Below are 25,748 nucleotides of genomic sequence, written 5' to 3' on the forward strand. Positions count from 1 at the left end.
ACCCTTCTCGGACGGCGATTCAGGCGATTCAGGCGATTCGGACGGCGATGGGCGTGTAGACGGAGTTCTTCTCGGCGCTCTCCTCCACCGCCGCCAGTACGCGCTGCACCTGCAGGCCGTCGGCGAAGGAGGGTTCGGGCCTGCGGCCCTCGGCGATCGCGTGGACGAGGTCGCGGGCCTGGTGGACGAAGGTGTGCTCGTAGCCGAGGCCGTGGCCCGGCGGCCACCAGGCCTCAAGGTAGGGGTGGCCGGGTTCGGTGACGAGGATGCGGCGGAAGCCGGCGTGCGCCCCGGGCTCCGTACCGTCGTGGTACGACAGCTCGTTGAGGCGCTCCAGGTCGAAGGCCAACGAGCCGCGCTCGCCGTTGAGTTCGATGCGCAGGGCGTTCTTGCGGCCGGTCGCGTAGCGCGTCGCCTCGAAGGAGGCGAGGGCGCCGGAGGTGAAGCGGCCGGTGAACAGTGCGGCGTCGTCGACGGTGACCTGTCCCGTGCCGGCCGAGGCGACCGAGGACAGGCCGCTGCTGGCCCCGACGGGCAGCGGCCGCTCCCGTACGAAGGTTTCCGTCAGGGCGGAGACCCCGGCCAGTCGCTCCCCCGCCAGGTACTGCGCGAGGTCGACGATGTGCGCACCCAGGTCGCCGAGCGCGCCCGAGCCGGCCTGGTCCTTGCGCAGCCGCCAGGTGAGCGGGAACTCCGGGTCCACGAGCCAGTCCTGGAGGTACGTCACCCGGACGTGCCGCAGGGCGCCGAGCCTGCCCTCGGCGACCATGTTCCGGGCGAGCGCGGTGGCGGGCACCCTGCGGTAGTTGAAGCCGACCATGGCCAACTGGCCCCGGCTGTACGCCTCTTCGGCCGCGTCGGTCATCGCCGAGGCTTCCTCCACCGTGTTGGCGAGGGGCTTTTCGCACAGCACGTGCTTGCCGGCGGCGAGGGCGGCCAGGGCGATCTCGGCGTGGCTGTCGCCGGGGGTGCAGATGTCCACGAGGTCGATGTCGTCCCGGGCGATCAGGGTCCGCCAGTCGGTCTCGGCCGACGCCCAGCCGTGCCGGTCGGCTGCCGCCTGCACGGCGCCGGAGTCGCGTCCGCAGACCGCGGCCAGGACCGGGCGGCGGGGCAGGTCGAAGACGCGGCCCACGGTGCGCCAGCCCTGGGAGTGGGCGGCGCCCATGAACGCGTAGCCGACCATGCCTACGCGCAGCGGCGGCTTCGCGGCCTCCGATCCGTCCGACTGCTGGGGCTGTCCCATACGGATGTCCTCCTCGTCCTCGTCGTGATGGCGCCGTGGGGGGTGCGGGGCGGGGTGCGGCCTAGCGGAAGCCGGTGGGCATGTACTGGTCGACGTTGGCCTTGTCGACGACGGCCGAGTAGAGCGTCAGCGAGGCCGGGATCTCGAACTCGGCGAGACCGCTGACGCCCTTGCCCTGGCCGAGCGCGCGGGCCAGGTCGATCGCGGAGGCGGCCATCGTCGGCGGGTACAGGACGGTCGCCTTCAGGACGCCGTTGTCCTGCTTGATGGCCTGGAAGGCGGAGAGCGCGCCCGCCCCGCCGACCATCAGGAAGTCGTCGCGGCCGGCCTGCTCGATGGCGCGCAGGGCGCCCACGCCCTGGTCGTCGTCGTGGTTCCACAGTGCGTCGAACTTGGGCTGGGCCTGCAGGAGTTGGGCCATCTTGGCCTGCCCGGACTCCACCGTGAACTCGGCGGCCTGGCGGGCCACCTTCTTGATGTTGGGGTAGTTCTTCAGGGCGTCGTCGAAGCCCTGGGTGCGCTGCTTGGTCAGCTCCAGGTTGTCCAGGCCGGCCAGTTCGATGACCTTGGCGTTCGACTTCCCCTTGAGCTTCTCGCCGATGTACGTGCCGGCATTGAGGCCCATGCCGTAGTTGTCGCCGCCGATCCAACAGCGGTACGCCTGCGGGGAGTTGAAGACCCGGTCGAGATTGACGACCGGGATGCCCGCGCGCATCGCCTTCAGTCCGACCTGGGTGAGGGCCTTGCCGTCGGCGGGCAGTACGACCAGGACGTCGACCTTCTTGTTGATCAGGGTCTCGATCTGGCCGATCTGCGCGGCCGTGTCGTTCGAGCCCTCGGTGATCTCCAGGGTGACGTCGGAGTACTTCTTCGCCCGGCTCTCGGCGTTGTCGTTGATGGCGTTGAGCCAGCCGTGGTCGGCCTGTGGTCCGGCGAAGCCGATGGTGACGTGCTTGCCGGGCTTGTCGTCGGCGGCGGACCGGTCGTTCGCGGCCGGGCTCTCGTCCTTGGACTCGTTACTCGTGCAACCGGCGAGGAGGGCGGTGGCGGAGACGGCTGCGGTTCCGAAGAGGAGGCCTCTGCGGCTGGTGGTATGTGACATGGCACTGCGCGACACAGCACTTGTGGAACGTGACATATTACTGACCCTTTCCTCAGGTCGAGCGGGCAGTACGGCGCTGAACCAGCACGGCGGCCACGATGATCGCGCCCTTGGCGATCTGCTGGACGTCGCTCTGCAGGTTGTTCAGGGCGAAGATGTTGGTGATCGTCGTGAAGATCAGGACGCCGAGCACGGAGCCGGTGATGGTCCCCCGCCCTCCGCTGAGCAGCGTGCCGCCGATGATCGCGGCCGCGATGGCGTCGAGCTCGTAGAGGTTGCCGTTGGTGTTCTGGCCGGAGCCGGACAGGATGATCAGCAGGAAGGCGGCGATGCCGCAGCACAGTCCGGACAGCAGGTACAGGTAGAGGCGCTGGCGCCGTACGTCGATGCCGGCGAGCCGGGCTGCTTCCGCGTTGCCGCCGACGGCGACCGTACGGCGGCCGAAGGTGGTGCGGTTGAGGATCAGCCAGCCGATGATCGTCACGATCGCGAAGACGATGACGAGCGGGGGGACGCCGAGCACATAGGCGTCGCGTTCGCCCAGGTCGAGGATGCTGCTGACGGCGACGATCTGCGTCTTGCCGTCTGTGATCTGCAGCGCCAGCCCGCGCGCCGAGGCCAGCATGGCGAGCGTGGCGATGAACGGGACCATTCCGCCGTACGCGATGAGCAGGCCGTTCACCAGGCCGCATCCGAGGCCGACGATCACCGCCGTGAAGAGGATGCCCGCGAAGCCGTAGTCCTGGGTGGCCACCGTCGTCGCCCACACGGAGGACAGGGCGACGATCGCGCCGACCGAGAGGTCGATGCCGCCGGAGGTGATGACGAAGGTCATGCCGACGGTGACGACGCCGATCACCGAGGCCTGGGTGAGGACGAGTTGGAGGTTGCGGGTGTCGAGGAACTCGTCGGGCTTGGTGATCCCGCCGATGAGGACCAGCGCGGCGAGGACGCCCAGGAGGGAGAGGGTGCGGACGTCGGCTCGGGCCAACAGGCCGCGCCAGGCCGGAGGTTGGCCGGTCGTCGGCACCTTGTCGGTGTTGTCCCGTGGCGGGGAGGCATGCTGCGTCATGACGCCGGGCTTCCTTCCATGACCAGGTCGAGTACGCGGTGTTCGTCGAGTTCGCGGGCGGGCGCCGTGTGGACGACGCGGCCCTCGCGGAGCACCAGGACGCGGTCGGCGAGGCCGAGCACCTCGGGTACTTCGCTGGAGACCAGAAGGACGGCGAGGCCCTCGTCGGCCAGGCGGCGGATCACCGCGTACAGCTCGGCGCGGGCGCCGACGTCGACGCCGCGGGTCGGTTCGTCGAGGAGCAGGACGCGGCAGCCGCGCAGCAGCCAGCGGGCCAGGACGGCCTTCTGCTGGTTGCCGCCGGACAGGGTGCGGATCGGCACGGAGGGGTTGTCCGGGCGCAGTGACAGTTCACGCGTGGCCGCCCGCGCCGCCCCCTTCTCCGCGCCCCGGTCGATCCAACCCCCGTGGGAGAAACGGGACATGGAGGAGACCGAGACGTTGCGGGTGACGGACTCCAGCATCAGCAGGGCCTGCGCCTTGCGCTCCTCGGGGGCGAGCCCGAGCCCGGCGCGAACGGCGGCGCGCACACTGCCGGGCCGCAACGCCCGTCCGTCGACGCGGACTTGACCGGAAGTGGCCTTGCGGGCGCCGTAGATCGTCTCCAGGATCTCCGAGCGGCCCGACCCGACCAGCCCGGCGAGTCCGACGATCTCGCCCGGCCGCACCTCCAGGTCGAACGGCGCGAACTCCCCGTCCCGGGCGAGGGCTTGGACCTCCAGCACCGGCGCACCGTCCGCAGCCGAGGCCGGCCGCTCGGGAAAGACGTACTCGACATTGCGGCCGGTCATCAACGCGACCACCTCGCGGGTCGGAGTCGACTTCGCAGGCAGTCCGCCCGCCACCGCGCGCCCGTCCTTCAGTACGGTGACGCGGTCGCCGATGCGCCGCATCTCCTCCAGGCGGTGGGAGATGTAGACGACGGCGACGCCCTCGGCGGTCAGGTCGCCGACGATGCGGAAGAGGCTGTCGACCTCGTCCGGGTCGAGGGCGGCGGACGGCTCGTCCATCACGATGAGCCGTACATCGTGGGAGAGCGCCCTGGCCATGGACACGATCTGCTGCTGGGCCGCCGACAGGTCCCCCACGAGCCGTGCCGGGTCGATCTCCGGATGCCCAAGTCGCTTGAGCAGTCGAGCAGTTGATGCCCTGGCGGCCTTCCCGCGTACGACGAAGCCGGCGGCCGTGGGTTCATGGCCGAGGTGGACGTTCTCGGCCACCGACAGGTGCTCCACCAGGTCGAGTTCCTGGTAGATGGTGGCGATGCCGAGACGCATGGCGGCGATCGGCGAGCGGAGGGTGACCTCCTCGCCGTGCCAGTGGATGGTGCCGGTGTCGGGCTGGTGGGCGCCGGCCAGGACCTTGATGAGGGTGGACTTCCCGGCTCCGTTCTGGCCGAGCAGGCAGTGCACTTCACCGGCCTGGACGTCGAGGTCGACGCCGTCGAGGGCCCGGACTCCGGGGAACGACTTGGTGATGCCGGACATGCTGAGCAGCGTGGGTTCTGGTGCCATGAGGTCCCCTTGGCGGGCGTGCGGGCCGGTTTCAGGGTGCTTTCGGGCAGGCGTGTTCAGGGCAGGGCGAAGCAGGACGCCGTACTGGTGATCTTCAGGAACGGGTTGGTCACGCAGGCGAGAAGAGGTGGTCGCTGATGAGCCGGGCCGCGCCGATGACGCCGGCGGTCGGGCCCAACTCCCCCAGCACGATGGGCAGGTTGCCCGTCGCGAGGGGCAGCGACTGACGGTAGACCTGGGTGCGGATCGCGGCGAGCAGGGTGTGGCCGAGGCCGGTGACCCCGCCGCCGATCACCACCAGGCCGGGGTTGAAGAAGGAGACCAGTCCGGCGATGACCTGGCCGGTTCGGTTGCCGCCCTCGCGGATCAGATCGAGGGCGGTGGCGTCGCCCGCGGCGGCCGCGGCTGCGACGTCGACGGCCGTGAGCGTGCCGTTCGCCGCGAGCCGCGAGGCGAGTTCCTCGGACAGCCCCTGCCCGGCCGCCTCCACGGCGTCCCGGGCGAGGGCCGCCCCACTGAAGTGGGCTTCCAGACAGCCCCGGTTGCCGCAGGCGCACGGCCGTCCGTCGGGCACGGCCTGGATGTGCCCGATGTCGCCCGCGCTGCCTGTCACCCCGCGGTGGACCTCACCGCCGGCGACGATGCCGCAGCCGATGCCGGTGCCGATCTTGACGCAGAGGAAGTCGCCCACGGAGCGTGCGACGCCCGCGTGCTGCTCCCCCATGGCCATGAGGTTCACGTCGTTGTCGACCATGACCGGGCAGCCGAGTTCCTGGCTGAGCGCCTCCCGTACGGGGAAGCCGTCCCAGCCCGGCATGATCGGCGGAGCCACCGGTACGCCCTCGGGGAAGCGGACCGGTCCCGGGACGCCGATGCCGGCGCCGTCGAAACCCTCCGCGAGCCCGGAGGCCCTCAACTTCGCTGCCATGGAAAGGACTTGCTCGAAGACCGCGACCGGGCCCTCGCGTACGTCCATGGGCTGGTTGAGATGTCCGAGGATCTCCAGCTCGGCGTTGGTGACGGCGACGTCGACCGAGGTCGCGCCGATGTCGACGCCGAGGAAGCGCAGGCCGGGTGCGAGCCTGATGTTGTGGGAGCGGCGGCCGCCGCGCGAGGCGGCGAGTCCGTCGGCCACGACCAGGCCCGTCTCCAGCAGCCGGTCCACCTCCACGGCCAGTTTGGACCGCGACAGGTCGACCTGATCGCCCAGCTGTGCACGGGAGTTGGGTCCTCCGTCGCGCAACAGCCTGAGCAGCTTGGCCTGATGGGCGTTCGCGGGTCGTGCCGTCATGCGTCTCACGTGCCCCTCCCCGCCTCAATCGGCCGCCATTGTTGGGGCTTTCGAGGGGAACGTAGCAGTGGCGGCCGAACCTGGGAAGAAGCTGTGCATGAATTGGCAGCCACTTTCTCCACTCCCAGGACAAAGGACGGTGCGTCTGCCGTCCCCGACTCGACCCCGGAGTGCCGCATACCATCTGATCAACGTCGGTTCAGGGGGGACACGTGGACATCGCCATGCCGGAGAGCACCGCGAAGCAGGAAGAAGGCCGCCGGGTCACGACCCTCGAGCTCTTCTTCGACCTCGTCTTCGTCTTCACGCTCACTCAGCTCACCGTCCTGCTCGCCGGCGATCTGACGTTCGCGACGGCGGGCCGGGTCGCGCTGATCTTCGTGGTGCTGTTCTGGATGTACGGCGCCTACGCGTACCTGACGAACCAGGTGCCGCCCGACCGGCCCTCCCGCCGCCTGCTGTTGATGCTCGGCATGGGTGCCTTCCTGGTGTGCGCGCTGGCCATCCCGCGTGTCTTCGACGACACGGGCGTGCTCTTCGGGCTGGGCTTCCTGGCGGTCGTGGTGGTGCACACCGCGCTCTACACCCGCAGTCACGGCCGGGACGCGATCTGGTACGGCGTCCCCAACGGGCTGGCCGCGCTGTCGGTGACGGCGGCGGGCTTCTTCGACGGACTGGCGGCGGACGGGCTGTGGCTGCTGGCGCTGGTCCTGCAGTCCGTGACACCGCTCCTGGCCGAGCACGGGCCGGGCAGGGCGGACGGACGGTCGGCCGCCGTCATGCGTGTTCAGCTGGGCAGCCTGGACCCCGCGCACTTCGTGGAGCGGCACGGTCTGCTGCTGATCGTCGCGTTCGGCGAATCCGTCGTCGCGATCGGCACCGGGATCGGCCAACTTCCGCTCACAGCAGGGTTGTTCGTCGGCGCGTTTCTCTCGCTGGCGCTCGCGATCGCGCTGTGGTGGACGTACTTCGTGCGTGACGAGGAGGCCGCCGAGGCTGCGTTCCGTGCCACGCCGGCGCCGAACCGCTGGCGTCTGGCGATGAACGCGTACTACTACGCCTTCCTGCCGATGCTGCTCGGCATCGCCTACTTGGCCGCGGGTGTGAAGAAGACGCTGGGCCACCTCACCGAGCACCTGCACACGGGCCCGGCGCTGGCCCTCGCGGGCGGGGTGGCGCTCTTCCTCGCCGGGGACGTGATCTTCCGCGCGGTCCTGCGCCTGCGTCCCGTCGGCTTCCGGGCCACGGCGGCACCGGTCGCCCTCGCCGCCACATTGATCGGCGTCCACGTCTCAGCGGTCGCCGAACTCCTCGCCCTGGTGGGCGTGTTGGTGGGCATGCTGGCGGTGGAGGCCCGCTGGTGCAGCGGCAAGAGCTCGGGACCTCAGGACTTCGCCCGGTCGTGATACGACCGCCGGGTGTGCTCCGTGTGCTCGCGCATCAGCTGCGTGGCCCGCTGCTCGTCCCGGTCGGAGATGGCGGCGATCAGCTCCCGGTGCTCGATCCAGGACTGCTGTCCGCGCTGCCGGGCGACCGGCGTGTAGTACCAGCGCACCCGGCGGTCGACCTGGGCGGCGAGTTCGGCGAGGACCGCGTTGCCGGCGAGGTCCATGACCTTGGCGTGGAAACGGGCGTTCATGGCGACGGCGCCGTCCACGTCGTCCGCGGCGACGGCCTTCTCGCCCTCGGCGCACAGCTCCTCGAGCACCGAGATGCCGGCGCTGCCCGCGTTGGCGGCGGCGAGCCGGGCCGCCTCGGCCTCCAGCAGCGTGCGGACGGTGAGGAGCTGGTCGGCCTCCTCCTCCGTGGGTTCGTGCACGAACGCGCCCTGGGCGGGCCGCAGATCGACCCATCCCTCGGTGTTCAGCCGCTGCAGCGCCTCCCGCACGGGCTGCCGGGACACCCCGAGGTGGCCTGCGAGTTCGCTCTCCACGAGGTGCTGGCCGGGCTGCAGGGCGCGTGTGGTGATCAGTTCGAGGAGCGCCTCGTAGACGCGGTCGCGCAGCGGGCCGGGCCGTTCGAGCTTGGGTACCGCACCCTGCGGCAGTCCTGTCGACAACATCGGTCGGTCCCCCTCCTGAGCAGCGCGGAGCAACTGCAGCCGGAAAGCCAGTATGGATTGTCTTTCGTCTACAGTCTACGGCGCACAGTGGCCAGGGGTACGGGGGGTCGAGTGCGTCACATCGGACCGTACGCGCAGGTCACGGGCAGCGGACGACCTGGCCGGCGTACGACAGGTTCCCGCCGAAGCCGAACAGCAGCACCGGGTCCCCGCTGGAGATGGAGCCCTGCTCGACGAGCTTGGAGAACGCGAGCGGGATGCTCGCCGCAGAGGTGTTCCCGGACTCGGCGACATCCCGCGCGACGACGGCGTTGACGGCGCCGATCTTCTCGGCGAGGGGTTCGATGATGCGCAGGTTCGCCTGGTGCAGCACGACCCCCGCGAGGTCCTCGGGGGCGAGCCCGGCGCGCTCGCAGGCCTTGCGGGCGATGGGCGGCAGCTGGGTGGTGGCCCAGCGGTAGACGCTCTGCCCCTCCTGCGCGAACCGGGCGGGCGTGCCCTCGATGCGTACGGCATGCCCCATTTCGGGCACGGAGCCCCACAGCACGGGCCCGATGCCGGGCTCGTCCGCGGCCTCCACGACGGCGGCCCCCGCGCCGTCGCCGACGAGCACGCAGGTCGTGCGGTCGCTCCAGTCGGTCACGTCGGACATCTTGTCGGCGCCGATGACCAGCGCACGCATCGAGGCACCCGCCCGGACCGCGTGGTCCGCGGTGGCCAGGGCGTGGGTGAACCCGGCGCACACGACGTTGACGTCCATCGCGGCGGGCGAGGGGATGCCGAGCCGGGCGGCGACCCGGGCGGCCATGTTGGGCGAGCGGTCCACGGCGGTGGAGGTGGCGACCAGGACCAGGTCGATGTCGCCGGGCGCGAGGCCCGCCGCCGCGAGCGCCTTGGCCGCGGCGTGGGCGGCCAGCTCGTCGACCGGCTCGTCGGGCCCGGCGATGTGGCGTGTGCGGATGCCCACCCGGGAGGTGATCCACTCGTCACTGGTGTCGACCAGGCCCGCCAGGTCCTCGTTGGTGAGCACCTTGGCGGGCTGGTAGTGGCCGACGGCGGCGATGCGCGAGCCGTTCATTGGATGGTCCCCCTCGTTGCCTTGGGTAGCGGGATCCACCAGTCTGATCAGTGACTCACGGGTACGACGGCAGCCAAGACGACAGGATTCGGGCGCCAGGGTTGTCGGCTTCTGTCAGGCCTTCGGACGCCCGAACACCTACCGAACAGTCACCCGGTGAACAGCTTCGTCGCCTTCTGGACGAGCTCGTACACACCGTAGGCGAGCGGCGCCCCCACCCACAGCCAGGCGAAGGCGATCAGCGGGCGCCGGTCAGGCGGACTCTGGCTGCTGTCGTTCGACATCGACGGTCTCCTGACTGGGGGCGGGGATGTGGTGGCGTGCGTTGACGGGCCGCACGAGTTCGTTGGCGACGAAGCCGACGACGAGCAGCCCGATCATGATGACGAAGGAGAGTCCGTACAGGGACGCGCCGCTCTTGCCGGCCTCCTTCTGGTGGTCGGCGATCCAGTTCACGATCAGCGGTCCGAGGACGCCGGCCGTGGACCAGGCGGTGAGCAGCCGACCGTGGATGGCACCGACCTGATACGTCCCGAAAAGGTCTTTCAGGTAGGCCGGGATGGTCGCGAAGCCGCCGCCGTAGAAGGACAGGATCACCATCGCGCACAGGATGAACAGCGGCTTGGAGGAGTCGCCGAACAGGGCGATCAGCGCATACATCGCCGCACCGAAGCCCAGGTAGACGCGGTAGATGTTCTTGCGTCCGATCAGGTCGGAGGTGGACGACCAGCCGATGCGGCCCGCCATGTTGGCGGCGGAGAGCAGCGCCACGAAACCGGCCGAGGCCGAGACGGACACCGGCGTCGACGTGTTCTTGAAGAAGTCCTGGATCATCGGCGCGGCCTTCTCCAGGATGCCGATGCCGGCGGTCACGTTCATGCAGAGCACGACCCACAGACACCAGAACTGGGGGGTGCGGATGGCCGTGTTGGCGGAGACCTGCGGCCCCTGGAAGGCGCTCGGTGCGCCCTCGACCGGCCGCTCGCTGCGCGGCACCCGCACCAGCAGCACGCCCAGTGCCATGAAGACGGCGTACGACAGCCCGTGCACGAGGAACGCGAGCGCGATCCCGGAACTGTCGGCGCCGAACGACTCGAGCATCTGCGTGGACCAGGGTGAGGCGATGAGCGCGCCGCCACCGAAGCCCATGATCGCGATGCCGGTGGCCATGCCGGGCCGGTCCGGGAACCACTTGATCAGTGTGGAGACGGGCGAGATGTAGCCGATGCCGAGGCCGATGCCGCCGACGAAACCGTAGCCGAGGACGATCAGCCAGTACTGCTCGGTGGCCGCGCCCAGCGCGGATATCAGGAAGCCGGACGAGAAACAGACCAGGGCGACGGTCATCGCCCAGCGCGGCCCGTTGCGCTCCACCAGCGTGCCGCCGAACGCGGCCGACAGTCCGAGCATGACGATGGCGAGCTGGAAGGGCAGCGCGCTCTGCGTTCCACTGAGGCCGAGCGAGGACTCCAGGGGCGGCTTGAACACGCTCCAGGCGTAGGCCTGGCCGATGGAGAGATGGACGGAGAGAGCGGCGGGGGGAACCAGCCAGCGGCTCCAGCCGGCCGGTGCGACAGGGGGACTCATGATCCTGAACGTAAGGGAGCGGCAAGGGAGTTGAGAAGGCGGCACGTCGACCGTATGCGATGAACGGTATGCGGGACGCGCCGAACGGTCCTACCGACCGGTTTTCCGAACCGTGCGCGAACCCTTGCTGGGGCCATCACCATACTGTAGACAATATTCAGTCGACAGAGTTCGACGGTGCGGCCATCTCCGCGGTATCCCTCGACCGAACGGAGCTCCCTCGTCATGAAAGTCGCAGTTCTCGGCGCCGGTGCGATCGGCGCCTACGTCGGTGCCGCGCTCCATCGCGCCGGCGCCGATGTGCATCTCGTCGCCCGTGGACCGCACTTGGCGGCCATGAGGCAGCACGGAGTACGGGTGCTCAGCCCACGCGGCGACTTCACCGCGCACACCCACGCCACCGACGACCCGGCCGAGATCGGCCCGGTCGACTACGTCTTCCTGGGTCTGAAGGCCAACTCGTACGCGGCGTGCGGGCCGCTGATCGAGCCCCTTCTGCACGACAGCACGGCGGTGATCGCCGCCCAGAACGGCATCCCCTGGTGGTACTTCCACCGGCACGGCGGCCCCCACGACGGCCACCGCGTCGAGAGCGTGGACCCGGACGGCGCGGTCAGTGCGGTGCTCGCGCCCGAGAGGGCCGTCGGATGTGTCGTCTACGCGGCCACCGAGCTCGAAGGACCAGGTGTCGTACGGCATTTGGAAGGCACCCGGTTCTCGATCGGCGAGCCCGACCGCAGCGTGTCCAAGCGCTGCCTGGCCTTCAGCGAGGCCATGGTCGCCGGTGGGCTGAAGTGCCCCGTCGAGTCCGACCTGCGCAACGACATCTGGCTCAAGCTGCTCGGCAACATCTCCTTCAACCCGATCAGCGCCCTCGCCCGCGCCACCATGCGGCAGATGTGCCTGCACGGCGGCACCCGCAAGGTCATCGAGACCATGATGGCCGAGACTCTTGCGGTCGCCGAGGCTCTCGGCTGCGAGGTCGGCGTCTCCATCGAACGCCGTCTCGCCGGCGCCGAGCGCGTCGGCGACCACCGCACCTCCACGCTCCAGGACCTGGAGCGCGGCAAGCCGCTCGAACTCGACGTACTCCTCGCGGCCGTCGTCGAGTTGGCGGAGATCACCGGCGTTCCGGTGCCCACCCTGCGCACCGTGCACGCCATCTCGGACCTGCTCGCGCTGAGGAGCGCCGCATGAGGAGTGTCGTATGAGGAAACGCGACCGGACCCCGAAGACCTACACCCGGCTCACCCACCCCCTGGTCCGCGACTCCCGTGACGAGCCGTTCCGGCAGGCGAGCTGGGAGGAGGCCCTGGACCGTGCGGCCCGCGGCCTGGAGCGCAACCGCGGCGCGTTCGGCGTGTTCTCCTGCGCCCGCGCGACCAACGAGATGAACTACGTGGCACAGAAGTTCGCGCGGGTCGTCATGGGCACCAACAACGTCGACTCCTGCAACCGGACGTGTCACGCCCCGAGTGTCGCCGGCCTGAGCGCGGCCTTCGGCTCCGGCGGCGGCACCTCCTCGTACGAGGAGATCGAGCACACCGACGTGATCGTCATGTGGGGCTCCAACGCCCGCTTCGCACACCCGATCTTCTTCCAGCACGTCCTGAAGGGGATCAGGAACGGCGCCCGGATGTACGCCGTCGACCCGCGCCGTACGTCGACCGCCGAGTGGGCGGAGAGCTGGCTCGGTCTCAACGTCGGCACCGACATCCCGATGGCGCACGCGATCGGCCGCGAGATCATCCACGCGGGCCTGGCGAACGAGGCGTTCATCGAGCGGGCGACGACCGGCTTCGAGGAGTACAAGGCGCTCGTCGAGCCGTGGACGCTGTCCCTCGCGGAGAAGGTGACGGGCGTACCGGAGCGTGCCATACGGGAGTTGGCGCACGCCTACGCCCGCGCCGAGCGCGCCCAGCTGTGCTGGACCCTCGGCATCACCGAGCACCACAACGGCACCGACAACGTCCGCGCCCTCATCAACCTCTCCCTGCTGACCGGCCAGGTCGGCCGGTACGGCGCCGGGCTGCAGCCCCTGCGGGGCCAGAACAACGTGCAGGGCGGCGGCGACATGGGCGCCATCCCCAACCGGCTCCCCGGCTTCCAGGACATCCTCGACCCGGACTCCCGGCTGAAGTTCGAGTCGGCCTGGGACACCGTCATCCAGCCCCACTACGGGCTGAACCTGACGGAGATGTTCGAGGCGATGGAGGAGGGCTCGCTCAAGGCCGTCTACTGCATCGGTGAGAACCCGGCGCAGTCGGAGGCCGACAGCGAGCAGGCCGTACGCCGGATGCGGCAGCTCGACTTCCTCGTCGTGCAGGACATCTTCCTCACCAGGACGGCCGAGCTGGCGGACGTCATCCTGCCCGCGACCGCCGGCTGGGCGGAGACCGACGGCACGACCACCAACAGCGAGCGGCGGGTTCAGCGCGTACGCCGGGCGGTCACCCCGCCCGGCGAGGCGCGCGAGGACATCGACATCATCTGCGAGCTGGCGGCACGCCTCGGCCACGACTGGAAGTACGCCGACGCCGAGGCCGTCTGGAACGAGCTGCGCTCGGTCTCTGAGGACCACTACGGGATGACGTACGAACGCCTGGAGGAGCACCAGGGCATCCAGTGGCCGTGCCCGAGCACCGACGAGCTCGAACCGACTTATCTGCACGGCCGGTTGTGGGAGAAGGACCCCGTCAGGCGCGGCATGCCCGCGCCCTTCGGGGTCGTCCAGCACGATCCGCCGGTCGACCTCACCGACGAGGAGTACCCGATCCGGCTGACGACCGGGCGGCGCCTCGACTCCTACAACACCGGTGTGCAGAGCGGCAGTTTCGCGTCCCCGCTCAGGCGCGGTGAGTACATCGAGCTGTGCCCGGAGGACGCCGAGCGCTACGGGGTCGTGGTCGGCGAGGAGGTCCAGGTGTCCTCGCGGCGGGGTTCCGTGGTCGCGCCCGTGTGGGTGGACACCGCGCTGCGGCCCGGGCTCGCCTTCATGACCATGCACTTTCCCGACGAGGTGGACACCAACCAGCTGACGATCGAGGCCAACTGCCCGATCGCGGGGACGGCGGAGTTCAAGGCGTCGGCGATCCGCATCGAGAAGCTCCCCGTCGCGACCATCGTGAGGTGACCTGGTGGATCTGCACTTCGGCGACAGCAAGCCGACGGACGACGAACGGGCCGCCGTCGACGCCCTGTTGGGCCCCCCGGAGTCCTCCTGGGAGGGCGCCGACCGGTCCGACGCCGACCTGAGGTGGGCGCGGGGCGGACGCGAGGCCCGGGACCGGCGCGACCTGCTGTTGCCGGGGCTGCACGCCATCAACGACCGGATCGGCTGGGTCAGCGAGGGCGCCCTCGACTACCTGTGCCGGCGGCTGACCGTACCGCCGGCGGAGGCGTACGGCGTCGCCACCTTCTACGCCATGTTCTCGGTGAAGCCCCGCCCCGCCACCGTGCTCCACGTCTGCACGGACCTGGCCTGCGCTGCCGCCGGGGCACCCGGGCTGTGCGCCGGGATCGAGTCGCGGCTGGGCCCGGGCAGCGGGGTGAGCGTCGAGCGCAGCCCCTGCCTGGGCCTGTGCGAGCGGGCCCCGGCGGCACTCGCGATCAAGGCGGGCGACCCGGTGCGTACGGCCGTGTCGGCGCCGACGACGGTCGAGGCGGCGGTACTCGCCGCGAGCGCGCCCGACTCGGCGCCGGAGGAACCGGCGGCGGCCATGGCGGTGCCCCAGGCGGGACAGCACGGGCTTGTCCTGCTCCGGCGGGTCGGCACGGTGGACCCGGAAAGCCTCGACGACTACCGGGCCCACGGCGGCTACACCGCCCTGCGCCGGGCCTTCGAGCTCGGCCCCGCCGAAGTCATCCGCGAGGTCACCGACTCCGGCCTCGTCGGGCGCGGCGGCGCCGCCTTCCCCACCGGCCGCAAATGGCAGGCCACGGCGTCCCAGCCCGACCACCCGCACTACCTCGTCTGCAACGCCGACGAGTCGGAGCCGGGCACCTTCAAGGACCGCGTGATCATGGAGGGCGACCCGTACGCGCTGGTCGAGGCGATGACGATCGCCGGGTACGCGACCGGCGCGCACAAGGGGTTCCTGTACCTGCGCGGCGAGTACCCCCGGGCCCTGCGTCGCCTCGAGCACGCGATCGCGCAGGCACGCGCGCGTGGCTTCCTCGGCGACGACGTCCTCGGCCAGGGCTACGCCTTCGACATCGAGATCCGGCGCGGCGCGGGCGCCTACATCTGCGGCGAGGAGACGGCCCTGTTCAACTCCATCGAGGGCTACCGGGGCGAGCCGCGCTCGAAGCCGCCCTTCCCGGTGGAGAAGGGCCTGTTCGGCAGGCCCACGGTCGAGAACAACGTGGAGACGCTGGTCAACGTCCTGCCGGTCCTGACCATGGGCGCTCCGGCCTACGCGGCGATCGGCACCGGGAGGTCCACCGGACCGAAGCTGTTCTGCGTCTCGGGCAGCGTGGACCGGCCGGGCATCTACGAGCTGCCGTTCGGGGCGACCCTCGGTGACCTGCTCACCCGGGCCGGGGTGCGATACCGTCTGCGGGCGGTGCTCCTCGGCGGCGCGGCGGGCGGCTTCGTACGGCCGGACGAACTGGACATCCCGCTCACCTTCGAAGGCACCCGCGAGGCGGGCACCACGCTCGGCTCGGGTGTCGTCATGGCCTTCGACGACACGGTCCCGCTGCCTCGGCTGTTGCTGCGCATCGCGGAGTTCTTCCGCGACGAGTCGTGCGGCCAGTGCGTGCCCTGCCGGGTCGGGACCGTGCGCCAGGAGGAGGCGCTGCACCGGATCGCCGAGCGCACCGGCGCGGCGGCCGCCGAGGACATCGCCCTGCTCAGGGAGGTCGGCCGCGCGATGCGGGACGCCTCGATCTGCGGCCTGGGACAGACCGCGTGGAACGCCGTGGAATCCGCCATCGACCGTCTGGGGGCGTACGAATGACCGTGACACCGCTGGGAATCCCGCGCCGGCTGCTGGAGTTCACCCTTGACGGCCAGGAGGCCAGGGTCCCGGAGGGCTCGACCATCCTCGACGCGTGCCGTGCCGCCGGGAAGGACATCCCGACCCTCTGCGAGGGCGACACCCTCAGGCCCAAGAACGCCTGCCGGGTCTGCGTCGTCGAGGTGGAGGGGGCGAGGACCCTCGTTCCGGCCTGCTCCCGCAAGGCCGAGCCCGGCATGGTCGTACAGACCGGTACCGAGCGCGCCCGCCACAGCCGCAAGATCGTCCTCGAACTCCTCGCCTCCTCGGTCGACTTGTCGACGACTCCACAAGTCGCTGAATGGATCAAGGAGTACGAGGCGAAGCCGGACCGCTTCGGCCCGGACGCGGCCCGCCTCGACGAGGAACCCAAGGTCGACAACGATCTGTATGTGCGCGACTACGACAAGTGCATCCTCTGCTACAAGTGCGTGGACGCCTGCGGCGACCAGTGGCAGAACACCTTCGCGATCTCGGTCTCCGGCCGCGGCTTCGACGCCCGGATCGCCGTCGAGCACGACGCCCCGCTCACCGACTCGGCATGCGTGTACTGCGGGAACTGCATCGAGGTGTGCCCGACGGGGGCGCTGTCGTTCACGTCGGAGTTCGACATGCGCGCGGCGGGTACGTGGAACGAATCGGCACAGACGGAGACGACCACTGTGTGCGCCTACTGCGGAGTGGGCTGCAACCTCACCCTCCACGTGCAGGACAATGCAATCGTGAAGGTCACCTCACCGCACGACAACCCGGTGACCCACGGCAACCTCTGCATCAAGGGCCGCTTCGGCTACCAGCACGTACAGAACCGGGACTGAGACACGACATGGGACGAGTCACGGAACGACGCAAGGTGATCCGCATCCGGGACGGGGCCATCTCCACCCGCCCGGACACGCTCGTCGCCGAGGAACCGCTGGAGATCCGGCTGAACGGCAAACCGCTCGCGATCACCATGCGCACCCCGGGCGACGACTTCGCGCTGGCCGCGGGCTTCCTGGTCAGCGAGGGCGTGCTGGCCGAGCAGGACGATCTGCAGAACATCGTGTACTGCGCGGGCGCCACGGTCGACGGCTCGAACACGTACAACGTGGTGGACGTGCGGACCACGCCGGGCGTCGTGATCCCCGACATCACGCTCGAGCGGAACGTGTACACCACCTCGTCCTGCGGTCTGTGCGGCAAGGCGAGTCTCGACGCGGTCCGTACGACGGCCCGCTGGCCGATCGCCGACACTCCCCCGGTCCGCGTCGAACCCGAGCTGCTCGCGAGCCTCCCCGACCGGCTCCGCGCGGCCCAGCGGGTCTTCGACCGGACCGGGGGCCTGCACGCGGCGGCCCTGTTCACGGAGGACGGCGAGCTGGTCGACATACGGGAGGACGTCGGCCGGCACAACGCGGTCGACAAGCTGGTGGGCCGCGCCCTGCAGAACGGCGACCTGCCGCTGTCCCGCACGATCCTGCTGGTCTCGGGCCGTGCCTCCTTCGAGCTGGCCCAGAAGGCGGTCATGGCCGGGATCCCGGTCCTGGCGGCGGTCTCGGCATCCTCGTCCCTCGCCGTCGACCTGGCGGCGGAGACCGGCCTGACCCTCGTGGGTTTCCTGCGGGGCAGCTCCATGAACGTGTACGCGGGCGAGGACCGCATCGCTCTGCGGACCGCGGCCGCCCAGGGGTGACCGGCTCTCCGCGACACGGCGGCGGGGCCCCGGCCGGCGGGGAGCGCCCCCTGCGCCGCAGGGGCCCCGCCTCAGACGAGCGACTGCGCCGCCTCGGCGAACGCCGTGATCAGGGGTGAGCGCCGGCCCGTCTCCCAGGCGAGGAACACCTGGTCGGGTTCCGCGTCCGGCACGGGCACGTAGGTGATGTCCGGGCGGGAGTACTGCTCGGCGATCGACACCGGCACGAGCGTGATGCCCGTGCCCGCCGCCACCCGCTCGAACTTCTCCTCGACACTGCGAATCGGCACGTCGTCGGGCCCGGGGTCGGCGTAGCGCAGCCAGGTCTCGCCGGCCAGGTCGGACAAGGCCAGCTCCTGCTTGCCGGCGAGCCGGTGCTCGGCGGGCAACATCGCCACCCGGGCCTCGGTGAACAGCGGCAGCAGCATGAGGCCGCGCTCGTCGACCGGCCTGCGCACATAGGCGAGGTCCACGGTCCCGTCGAGGATCATGCGCTCCTGGTCGTCCCACTCCACACGGCGGGCCTGGACGTCGACGTCGGGGTGGGCGGCACCGAAGGCCCGCAGGGCCTGCGTGACAACGACCCCCGCGCGGAACCCCACGACGAGTCGGCGCGGGCCCCGGGCGGTGCGCCGCACCCGGCGCCGGGCCGCGTCGGCTGCGGCGAGCAAGGGGACCGCGTCGTCCAGGAGTTGGCGCCCGGCCGCCGTCAAGGTCACGCCGTGGCTGTCCCGTTGGAAGAGCTCGGCACCCAAGTCCTTCTCCAGGGCCCTGATCTGACGGCTCAGCACGGGCTGCGCGATGTGCAGCCGCTCGGCGGCACGCCCGAAGTGCAGCAGCTCGGCCACCGCCACGAAGTAGCGCACTTTCCGCAGGTCGAGGTCCACGGCCGCCCCTTCTGTCGGCGATGCCTTCAGGGTATCGCCGACGCCGGAAGAGGTCTTGGACGGCAGGTCGGGGGTGAACGCAGGCTGGATGACGTCGAGCAATCGCGTGCAGCGCGTGAATCGTGAGGAGAACGGCATGAGCCTGCAAGGACAGCGGATCGTCGTCATCGGCGGTACGTCGGGGATCGGACTGGCGGTCGCGGAGGGCGCCGCCCGGGACGGCGCGGAGGTGGTGGTCGCCTCGCGCCGGCAGGAGAGCGTGGACGCGGCGCTGAAGCGGCTGCCGGAGGGGGCCGAGGGGCACGTCCTGGACGCGACCGACGAGGAGTCCGTACGCGCCTTCTTCGCCCGGGTCGGCGGCTTCGACCACCTCGTCTACACGGCCGGCGAGTCCATCCTGATGGAGAGCCTCGCCGAGTCCGACCTGGGGCGGGCCCGGCGCTTCCTGGACACCCGGCTGTGGGGGGCGTACACAGCCGTGAGGCACGGCGCCCCGGCGATCCGGACCGGCGGCTCGGTGGTGCTGACGACGGGCACGGCGGGGCGGCGCCCGATGCCCGGCACGACCGTCGCGGCGAGCCTGTGCGGGGCGATGGAGTCGCTCACCCGCGCGCTGGCCCTGGAGCTCGCCCCGGTCCGGGTCAACGTCGTCTCGCCCGGTGTGATCCGCACCGACCTGTGGCGAGATCTGCCTCGGGAACAACGCGAGTCCCTGTACGCGTCCGCCGCCGACTCGCTCCCCGTGGGCCGGGTCGGCGAGCCGAGCGACGTGGCCGAGGCGTACCTCTATCTGATGCGCGGCGGCTACAGCACCGGCTCGGTCGTCACGGTGGACGGCGGCGGAACCCTCGTCTGACGCTCAGGCCACGAACCGCACCTCGGCCACGGTCACCACGGTCCCCAGCCGCGGGAAGTCCAACCGAACCGACGCATCGTGCTCGGCGGCCGTGAGTGCGGACATGGCGTCCTCGACGAAGACCAGGTCGTAGCCGAGGTCTCCGGCGGCGCGGGCGGTTGACTCGACGCCGAGGTTGGTGGCGATACCGCCGAAGACGAGCGTGTTGACGCCGCGGTCGCGCAGGAGGTCGTCCAGTCCCGTGCCCTGGAAGCCGCCGATGGTCCGCTTCACGACCTCCAGGTCGCCGTCCCGGGCCAGGCCGGCCACCAGCCCGCTGCCGGGCGGCTGTTCGGCTACGCCGGGGCGTTCGACGCGGACAAGGACGACGGTCGCGCCCGCCGAGCGGAACGCGGTCGCCAACTCCTCGGCGGCGGACAGGACTTCGGTGCCCTTGTGGGGCTCCAGGGGCAGCGCGACGATCCGGTCCATCAGATCGACGAGGACCAGGGCGCTGCGCGCGGAATCGAGTGCGAGGGATACGGCCATGACGGAACGTTATCCGCCGTCAGCTCTCCGTACCGGAAATCCGGATCAACAGGCCCATGAACTGGTCGCGTTCGACCGCCGAGAGCGGCGCGAGCAGCTCGTCGTTGGCCGCGCGCGCCGCGCGCTCGCAGCGCTTCAGCAGGCGTGCGCCCTGCCCGGTGACCGACACCGCGTTCTTGCGCCGGTCCCTGGGGTCGGGCTCGCGTACGACGAGGCCCGCGGACTGCAGGTCATTGAGGACACCGACCAGGTCCTTCGGGTCGAGCTGCACGCTGCGCCCGAGGTCGGCCTGGGCGACGGGGCCGAGGTCGCGGACGGCGGAGAGCACCACGTGGTGCCACATCTTCAGGCCCTCCGCGGCCAGCGCCTCGGCCACCAGCGCGCGGCCGCGCGCTGCGGCACGGCCGAGCAGCCAGCTGGGGAGGGAGCGGATCTCGGCGAGGGGCGCTTCGGACATGGGGACAGCCTAGCGAAAAGTCATTGGACTTCCCAATGAACATCGGATTATCGTTGGGACTCCCAATGAATCTGTTGGGGGTCAGAACGATCCCTGGAGGTGTGATGCGCCGCGTCCGCTACGAGTCCACCGGCGGCCCTTTGCTCCTGGAGGAAGCGCCGGTCCCCGAGCCCGGCCCCGGCGAACTCCTCGTCCGCTGCGAGGCGGTGGGCGTCACGCTCCCCGTCGTACGCAAGGTCACCGAGGCCGCCGAGCCGATCCCGCTGGGCGGTGAGATCGCGGGCGAGGTCGTGGCCGTCGGCGACGGCGTCACGCGCTTCCGCACCGGCGACCGCGTGACCGGGCTGTGCTTCGGGCACGGTTACGCCGATTTCGCGCTCCTGCACGAGGCCATGACCTCCCCCGTACCGGACGGCGCCTCAGCGGTCGACGCGGTCGCCCTTGTCCGCAGCGGCCTCGTGGCCCTCGGCGCACTGACGGCCGCGCGCCCCGGTCCGGGCGAGACGGCGCTGGTCACGGCCGCCGCCAGCGGAGTCGGCCACTTGGCCGTGCAGTTGGCGAAGGCGCGGGGCGCGGCCCGGGTGGTGGGTGCCGTTTCCGATGCGGGGAAGGCGGACTTCGTGCGCTCCCTCGGCGCAGACGACGTCGTCACGTACGGCGCCGGCAGCTGGGGAGATCCTGTCGACTACGCATTGGATGCCGTCGGCGGCGAACTGCTCACCCCGGCGATCGCCGCACTCGCTCCGGGCGGACGGCTGGTGGCCTACAGCTCGGGCGGCGGCACCATCCAGGCGTACGACCTCCTCGTCGGCGCCAAGTCCGTGATCGGCTTCCAGATGGCGCGGATCGCCCGCGGGAAGCCGGAGCTGTACGAGCGCTGGCGTCAGGAGCTGTGGCAACTGTTCATGGAGGGCATGCTGAAGCCCGCCGTGCACGGGGAGTTCGCGCTGGAGGACGCGGCGAAGGCGCATGCGGTGATCGAGTCGCGGAGCAATCTGGGCAAGGTGGTTCTTCGCCCCTGAAATCCGACCGCGTCTCCCGGGCGATGCTCAGCACCTCGCCCGGGTTGGTGAAGAACCACTCCGCACCCACCGCCGCCGCGATCCTGTCGAGTAGCTGCACGGTCCTTGTGAGGCTCCGGAGACCCCAACTAGCCTCTGAGACACGGACATTGGACGTGGGATGTCCAGATGTCCAGACCTCTGAAGGGCAGGTTCGCACCATGCCGTCACGTCTTCGCGTCCGTCTGAGAACCCTCGTCGCAGCAGTCGTCGCCACCGCCGCACTGGCCGTGTCGCCGCATCCCGCGCAAGCCCAACCCCCCACCGCAGCATCCGACTTGGAACAGCAGGTCATCTTCAAGGCCTCCCAGGACCCCGGCTATGCCTGCTTCCGCATACCGGCGATCGTGAAGTCCGCCGACGGCACGCTGCTGGCGTTCGCCGAGGGCCGTGTCCGCAACTGCGGGGACGCCGGCGACATCGACATCGTCCTCAAGCGCTCCACGGACGGCGGCCGCACCTGGGGCCCGCTCCAGGTCGTCAACCACGGCGGCGGCGACACGCACGGCAACCCGGCGCCGATCGTGGACCGCCTGACGGGCCGCGTTCTGCTGGCCGAGACGTACAACACGGGCCGTGCGGACGGCTCCAGTTGCGCGGTGCCCTGCGACCGGACCCCGCATCTGCAGTACAGCGACGACGACGGGCTGACCTGGTCCGAGCCGCGTGACCTGAGCTCCGAGATCCTGCCCCCGGACTGGAACTCCTGGTACGCCACCGGGCCCGTGCACGGCATCCAGCTCACCCGTGGCAAGCATGCCGGGCGGCTGGTCTTCGGCGTCAACACCGAGACATGGAACGGCAGTCGGGTCACTGCCAACCATGCGGCGCTGATCGTCAGCGACGACGGCGGCGACCACTGGCGGATCGGCGCCACCGACTCCTGGCCGATCGCGGACGACGGTACCTTCCGGCAGAAGCCCTCCGAGGTCACGCTCACCGAGCGCTCCGACGGCTCGGTCCTGGTCAGCGGCCGCGAGCAGGACGGCACCGACCTCGGCCACCGCACCCAGACGGTCAGCCGCGACGCCGGCGACAGCTTCGCCACCCCGTTCCGCGACCTGCCCGACCTCTACACGCCGCAGGTGCAGGGCTCGATACTGCGTCTGGGCGACCGCACCCTGCTGGCCTGCCCCGGCGACCCCGACCGCCGCCGGACCATGATGATCCGCTCCTCGTACGACGGCGGACGCACCTGGGACAGCGTGGACCGCGGCACGGTCGTCACCACGGACTGGTCGGGCTACTCCGACATGGTGCGTGTCGACCGCGACACGGTGGGGCTGATGTACGAGGGCGGGGCCGTCGACGCGCGTGACGAGATCCGCTTCGCCCGCTTCACCGAGGAGTGGCTGCAGCCGCGCCGCGGCCCGGACCCGACCACCGTCGACCGGGCCCCGTACGCCAGGCCCGCCGCCGTGCTCGGCGGTGCCGAGGAGACGGACGGCGTGTTCGGCGGGGCGCTGCAGTTCGACGGTGTCGACGACGCCGTACGGCTGCCGTATCGCAATGAACTGCCGCTCGGGACGAAGGACTTCACGGCGTCGCTGTGGTTCCGCTACACGGCCACGACCGGTGAGCAGCCGCTGCTGTGGATGGGTGGGATCGGCACCACGCAGCCCCAGGTGTGGCTGCGTGGCGAGCCCGCGAGCAACCGCATCCAGGGCCTGATCACCGTGCGCAACGGCGCGTCGGCCCCGCAGTCGGCGTCCGTCCGCACGACCGGGGCGTACAACGACGGGCAGTGGCACCACCTGGCGCTGCGACGTGGCGGCGGGCAGCTGACGCTGTTCATCGACGGTACGGAGCTCAGCACCGCCGACGTGACCGGTTCGGTCAGCCGCAACTCGCCGTTCGGTGTGCACATCGGGCAGCGCATGGACAGCCGGGCCTTCTTCACCGGTGCGATCGACGACGTCCATGTGTGGGACCGGGCGCTGAGCGACGAGGAACTCGCCGCCCGCGACACATCCATGAAGGACACCGTGCTGTGGCTGCCCATGGACCATGTGGGCAACAGCCACTAACGTCCCGTGGGTGCCCGACGACGTACGAGCACGACAGCGGACGGGAACCGGCCTCGGCCTGCTGCTGGCCCTGGTTCTCGGGGCCGTGCTGCTCACCGCCCTCCCGGACCACGGTCGACGGGAGGGCGGCGCCTGTACACCGCACACGGTCTCCTCGTGGTCGGCCGACGACCGCCTCACCGGTGAGTTCGCGCGTTACGGCGACGACGCGACCCGTAACGACGACTGGACCGGCGGCGACGGCACCCATTCGGTGCGGCTGCCGGACGGGCGGGTGCTGTGGCTGTTCTCGGACACCTATCTCGGCCAGGTGCACCGCCCGCCCAATCCGGTCGGTGAGTCGTCCGCCTGGCGGGACACGACGGCCCCGCTGGTGCGCAACTCGGCCGTGGTGATGGACGGCAAGGGCCGCCTGGAGAGCACGCTCCCTGCTCCGGTCTTCCCCGACCCCGACCGGAACCAGTGGCGCTGGCCGGTCGCGGCCCGGGTCGAGCCGCGCTCTCCCGGTTCCTCCGAGAAGGTCGTCCGGGTGCTGCTCTGGGTGCGGGCGGCCGGGCAGTCCCCGTGGATCTACGGGGTGCCCACCGCCACCGAGGTCGCCACGCTCTCCCTGCCGGAGCTGCGGGTCGAGTCGGTGGTGAAGGTGCTCGACCAGAGCCTGGTGCCCGACCCGTCGCGTCGGATCCTGTTCGGTACGACGCTGGTGGAGAAGGGCGGCTGGACGTACGTCTTCGGCGGCGACGACGGGCGGGCGGCGTCCCGGCCGGCCTCGTCGGCGTATGTGGCGCGGGTGCCGGAGGGGCGGCTCGGGGACGTGGCCGCCTGGCGGTACTGGGACGGTTCGGGGTGGGGTTTCCGGCCGCGGCCGGTGAGCGGGGCGAAGGTGGGCAGCGCGTTCTCGGTGGTGCGGGTGGGCGGGACGTATGTGCTGTTCACGATGGCCGCGGGGACGGCGGGGCTGACCACCGTGACCTCGTACTGGGCGTGCTCCCCCGCCGGGCCGTGGCACGGCCCGACGAGGAACTTCAGCCCCTCGCTGCCGACGGCCGGTGTCGCCGCGTACAACCCGCAGGTGCATCCCGAGCTGAGCGGCGACGGGCGGCTGGTGCTGAGCTACGACGTCAACTGGCTGGAGACGAGCGGCGCTTCGGCGAGCATCAACGCGAACGTGACCCTGTACCGACCGCGGTTCGTGACGGTGCGGGTGGCGCGGTCACCGTGACCTCGGCGGTTTCCTCCACGGGGTCGTTCGAGCGGCGCTTGGCGATCACCGCGCAGACCATCAGCTGCATCTGGTGGAAGAGCATCAGCGGCAGTACGGCCAGCGAGGCATGGGCGCCGAACAGGACGCTCGCCATGGGGAGGCCGGAGGCGAGGGACTTCTTGGAGCCGGCGAACTGGATGGCGATCCGGTCCTCGCGGCCGAAACGCAGCGCCTTGGCGCCGTACCAGGTCAGGGCGAGCATCACGGCGAGCAGGACGGCCTCCACGACCAGCAGGCCGCCCAGCCGGATCGGGCTCACCTGGTGCCAGATGCCCTGGACCATGCCCTCGCTGAACGCGGTGTAGACGACCAGCAGGATCGAGCCACGGTCGACCAGGCCCAGGACCTTCTTGTGCCGGGCGACGAACCCGCCGATCCAGCGGCGCAGCAACTGCCCGGCCAGGAACGGCACCATCAGCTGCAGCACGATCTGGACGAGCGAGTCCGCCGAGAACCCGCCCGCGCTGCTGCCGAGGACGGCCGCGGCGAGCAGGGGTGTGATGACGATGCCGACGAGGGAGGAGAAGGAGCCCGCGCAGATCGCGGCGGGCACGTTGCCGCGGGCGATCGAGGTGAAGGCTATCGACGACTGGATGGTGGAGGGGACGAGGGTGAGGAAGAGCAGGCCCTGGTAGAGCGGGTGCGTGAGGAGGACCGGGACGAGGCCGCGGGCGGCCAGACCCAGCAGCGGGAAGATCACGAACGTGCAGGCCAGGACCGTGACGTGGAGCCGCCAGTGCTTGAGTCCGTCCAGTGCCTCGCGGGTGGACAGCCGGGCGCCGTACAGGAAGAAGAGGAAGGCGATCGCAGCCGTGGAGGCACCGGAGGCCACGTCGGCCGCCGTCCCGCGGGCCGGGAAGAGGGCTGCGATGCCCACCGTCCCGAGCAGCAGCAGGATGTACGGGTCGATCGGCATCCAATTCGGCCAGTGCAGGCGTTTCACGGTGCTCCACTTGCTTGTTGCTGTCGGCGGTCCGGGGCCTGTGCCCGGTGGCTTTCCGGGGCCGGAGGGCCCCCGTTCATCGTCCTCCTCCGGCAGCC

General features: G+C 70.7%; 23 protein-coding genes. 10 read left to right on the forward strand and 13 right to left on the reverse strand.

Annotated features, from left to right (window positions below; all coding sequences use genetic code 11):
* Nucleotides 1–28: 28 nt before the first annotated feature.
* From IH68_RS0119015 to IH68_RS0119035, 5 genes are all read right to left on the reverse strand, one after another.
* Nucleotides 29–1,246, reverse strand: coding sequence for a Gfo/Idh/MocA family protein (locus tag IH68_RS0119015; RefSeq protein ID WP_030936646.1), 1,218 nt, complete (start codon nucleotides 1,244–1,246; stop codon nucleotides 29–31).
* 61 nt (nucleotides 1,247–1,307) lie between these two features.
* On the reverse strand, nucleotides 1,308–2,348 hold the full coding sequence (locus tag IH68_RS0119020; protein WP_030936648.1) for a substrate-binding domain-containing protein: 1,041 nt from the start codon (nucleotides 2,346–2,348) through the stop codon (nucleotides 1,308–1,310).
* A gap of 52 nt (nucleotides 2,349–2,400) precedes the next feature.
* Nucleotides 2,401–3,420 carry an ABC transporter permease gene (locus tag IH68_RS0119025; protein ID WP_030936650.1) on the reverse strand — a complete coding sequence of 340 codons (1,020 nt, stop codon included), beginning with the start codon at nucleotides 3,418–3,420 and terminating at the stop codon, nucleotides 2,401–2,403.
* Entirely contained in the window at nucleotides 3,417–4,934 is a 1,518-nt protein-coding gene (locus IH68_RS0119030; RefSeq protein WP_030936652.1) for a sugar ABC transporter ATP-binding protein, read from the reverse strand. Before IH68_RS0119030 ends, IH68_RS0119025 begins: the two co-directional genes overlap by 4 nt.
* A 109-nt stretch (nucleotides 4,935–5,043) precedes the next feature.
* Nucleotides 5,044–6,225 (reverse strand): ROK family transcriptional regulator, encoded by a 1,182-nt coding sequence (locus IH68_RS0119035; RefSeq protein WP_030936654.1) that lies wholly within the window; start codon nucleotides 6,223–6,225, stop codon nucleotides 5,044–5,046.
* A 224-nt stretch (nucleotides 6,226–6,449) separates the two neighbouring features.
* Here IH68_RS0119035 and IH68_RS0119040 point away from each other — a divergent pair, with 224 nt between their 5' ends.
* Nucleotides 6,450–7,631 (forward strand): low temperature requirement protein A, encoded by a 1,182-nt coding sequence (locus tag IH68_RS0119040; RefSeq protein WP_063763530.1) that lies wholly within the window; start codon nucleotides 6,450–6,452, stop codon nucleotides 7,629–7,631.
* Here IH68_RS0119040 and IH68_RS0119045 read toward each other — a convergent pair.
* The 4 genes from IH68_RS0119045 to IH68_RS0119060 form a co-directional block, all read right to left on the reverse strand.
* Nucleotides 7,610–8,287 carry a GntR family transcriptional regulator gene (locus IH68_RS0119045; RefSeq protein ID WP_030936658.1) on the reverse strand — a complete coding sequence of 226 codons (678 nt, stop codon included), beginning with the start codon at nucleotides 8,285–8,287 and terminating at the stop codon, nucleotides 7,610–7,612. The two genes, IH68_RS0119040 and IH68_RS0119045, sit on opposite strands and share 22 nt — an antisense overlap.
* Nucleotides 8,288–8,426: 139 nt before the next feature.
* Nucleotides 8,427–9,365 carry a beta-ketoacyl-ACP synthase III gene (locus tag IH68_RS0119050; RefSeq protein ID WP_030936660.1) on the reverse strand — a complete coding sequence of 313 codons (939 nt, stop codon included), beginning with the start codon at nucleotides 9,363–9,365 and terminating at the stop codon, nucleotides 8,427–8,429.
* A gap of 149 nt (nucleotides 9,366–9,514) precedes the next feature.
* The gene (locus IH68_RS59150; RefSeq protein ID WP_266962832.1) at nucleotides 9,515–9,649 is read right to left on the reverse strand and encodes an MFS transporter small subunit; all 135 of its coding nucleotides are present in this window, start codon (nucleotides 9,647–9,649) and stop codon (nucleotides 9,515–9,517) included.
* On the reverse strand, nucleotides 9,618–10,952 hold the full coding sequence (locus tag IH68_RS0119060) for an OFA family MFS transporter (protein ID WP_030936662.1): 1,335 nt from the start codon (nucleotides 10,950–10,952) through the stop codon (nucleotides 9,618–9,620). The genes IH68_RS59150 and IH68_RS0119060 overlap by 32 nt, the downstream gene beginning before the upstream one ends.
* 225 nt (nucleotides 10,953–11,177) lie before the next feature.
* Here IH68_RS0119060 and IH68_RS0119065 point away from each other — a divergent pair, with 225 nt between their 5' ends.
* The 5 genes from IH68_RS0119065 to fdhD are packed head-to-tail and all read left to right on the forward strand — an operon-like array spanning nucleotide 11,178 to nucleotide 17,627.
* Nucleotides 11,178–12,149, forward strand: a complete 972-nt coding sequence (locus IH68_RS0119065; RefSeq protein ID WP_030936664.1) for a 2-dehydropantoate 2-reductase — start codon at nucleotides 11,178–11,180, stop codon at nucleotides 12,147–12,149.
* 10 nt (nucleotides 12,150–12,159) lie between these two features.
* A complete protein-coding gene (locus tag IH68_RS0119070) occupies nucleotides 12,160–14,085 on the forward strand; it encodes a molybdopterin oxidoreductase family protein (protein ID WP_030936666.1) in 1,926 nt (641 codons plus the stop codon).
* A gap of 4 nt (nucleotides 14,086–14,089) precedes the next feature.
* Nucleotides 14,090–15,913, forward strand: a complete 1,824-nt coding sequence (locus IH68_RS0119075; RefSeq protein WP_030936668.1) for an NADH-ubiquinone oxidoreductase-F iron-sulfur binding region domain-containing protein — start codon at nucleotides 14,090–14,092, stop codon at nucleotides 15,911–15,913.
* Nucleotides 15,910–16,770 (forward strand): 2Fe-2S iron-sulfur cluster-binding protein, encoded by an 861-nt coding sequence (locus IH68_RS0119080; protein WP_030936670.1) that lies wholly within the window; start codon nucleotides 15,910–15,912, stop codon nucleotides 16,768–16,770. Before IH68_RS0119075 ends, IH68_RS0119080 begins: the two co-directional genes overlap by 4 nt.
* Before the next feature lie 8 nt (nucleotides 16,771–16,778).
* On the forward strand, nucleotides 16,779–17,627 hold the full coding sequence (gene fdhD, locus IH68_RS0119085) for a formate dehydrogenase accessory sulfurtransferase FdhD (protein WP_030936672.1): 849 nt from the start codon (nucleotides 16,779–16,781) through the stop codon (nucleotides 17,625–17,627).
* A 71-nt stretch (nucleotides 17,628–17,698) separates the two neighbouring features.
* On the opposite strand, the gene IH68_RS0119090 is transcribed toward fdhD, so the two are convergent.
* Nucleotides 17,699–18,514: a LysR family transcriptional regulator gene (locus IH68_RS0119090; RefSeq protein WP_030936674.1), complete on the reverse strand. Its 816-nt coding sequence runs from the start codon at nucleotides 18,512–18,514 to the stop codon at nucleotides 17,699–17,701.
* Between the two features lie 136 nt (nucleotides 18,515–18,650).
* On the opposite strand from IH68_RS0119090, the gene IH68_RS0119095 reads away from it, so the two are divergent.
* Complete coding sequence (locus IH68_RS0119095; RefSeq protein WP_030936676.1) at nucleotides 18,651–19,370, forward strand: SDR family oxidoreductase; 720 nt, start codon at nucleotides 18,651–18,653, stop codon at nucleotides 19,368–19,370.
* 3 nt (nucleotides 19,371–19,373) lie between these two features.
* On the opposite strand, the gene IH68_RS0119100 is transcribed toward IH68_RS0119095, so the two are convergent.
* A complete protein-coding gene (locus IH68_RS0119100; RefSeq protein WP_030936681.1) occupies nucleotides 19,374–19,898 on the reverse strand; it encodes an isochorismatase family protein in 525 nt (174 codons plus the stop codon).
* Nucleotides 19,899–19,917: 19 nt separating this feature from the next.
* A complete protein-coding gene (locus IH68_RS0119105) occupies nucleotides 19,918–20,355 on the reverse strand; it encodes a MarR family winged helix-turn-helix transcriptional regulator (protein ID WP_030936683.1) in 438 nt (145 codons plus the stop codon).
* A gap of 104 nt (nucleotides 20,356–20,459) precedes the next feature.
* Between IH68_RS0119105 and IH68_RS0119110 the strand changes: the two genes are divergently transcribed.
* From IH68_RS0119110 to IH68_RS0119120, 3 genes are all read left to right on the forward strand, one after another.
* Nucleotides 20,460–21,377: a quinone oxidoreductase family protein gene (locus IH68_RS0119110; protein ID WP_030936685.1), complete on the forward strand. Its 918-nt coding sequence runs from the start codon at nucleotides 20,460–20,462 to the stop codon at nucleotides 21,375–21,377.
* 200 nt (nucleotides 21,378–21,577) lie between these two features.
* Nucleotides 21,578–23,443, forward strand: a complete 1,866-nt coding sequence (locus IH68_RS0119115; protein WP_030936687.1) for a sialidase family protein — start codon at nucleotides 21,578–21,580, stop codon at nucleotides 23,441–23,443.
* Between the two features lie 10 nt (nucleotides 23,444–23,453).
* The gene (locus IH68_RS0119120) at nucleotides 23,454–24,665 is read left to right on the forward strand and encodes a DUF4185 domain-containing protein (protein ID WP_030936689.1); all 1,212 of its coding nucleotides are present in this window, start codon (nucleotides 23,454–23,456) and stop codon (nucleotides 24,663–24,665) included.
* Here the strand turns inward: IH68_RS0119120 and IH68_RS0119125 are convergent.
* Nucleotides 24,601–25,623, reverse strand: coding sequence for a bile acid:sodium symporter family protein (locus tag IH68_RS0119125; protein WP_030936691.1), 1,023 nt, complete (start codon nucleotides 25,621–25,623; stop codon nucleotides 24,601–24,603). The genes IH68_RS0119120 and IH68_RS0119125 overlap by 65 nt on opposite strands.
* Between the last annotated feature and the right edge of the window lie 125 nt (nucleotides 25,624–25,748).

The organism is Streptomyces sp. NRRL S-646 (assembly GCF_000720765.1).
Classification (GTDB): Bacteria; Actinomycetota; Actinomycetes; order Streptomycetales; family Streptomycetaceae; genus Streptomyces.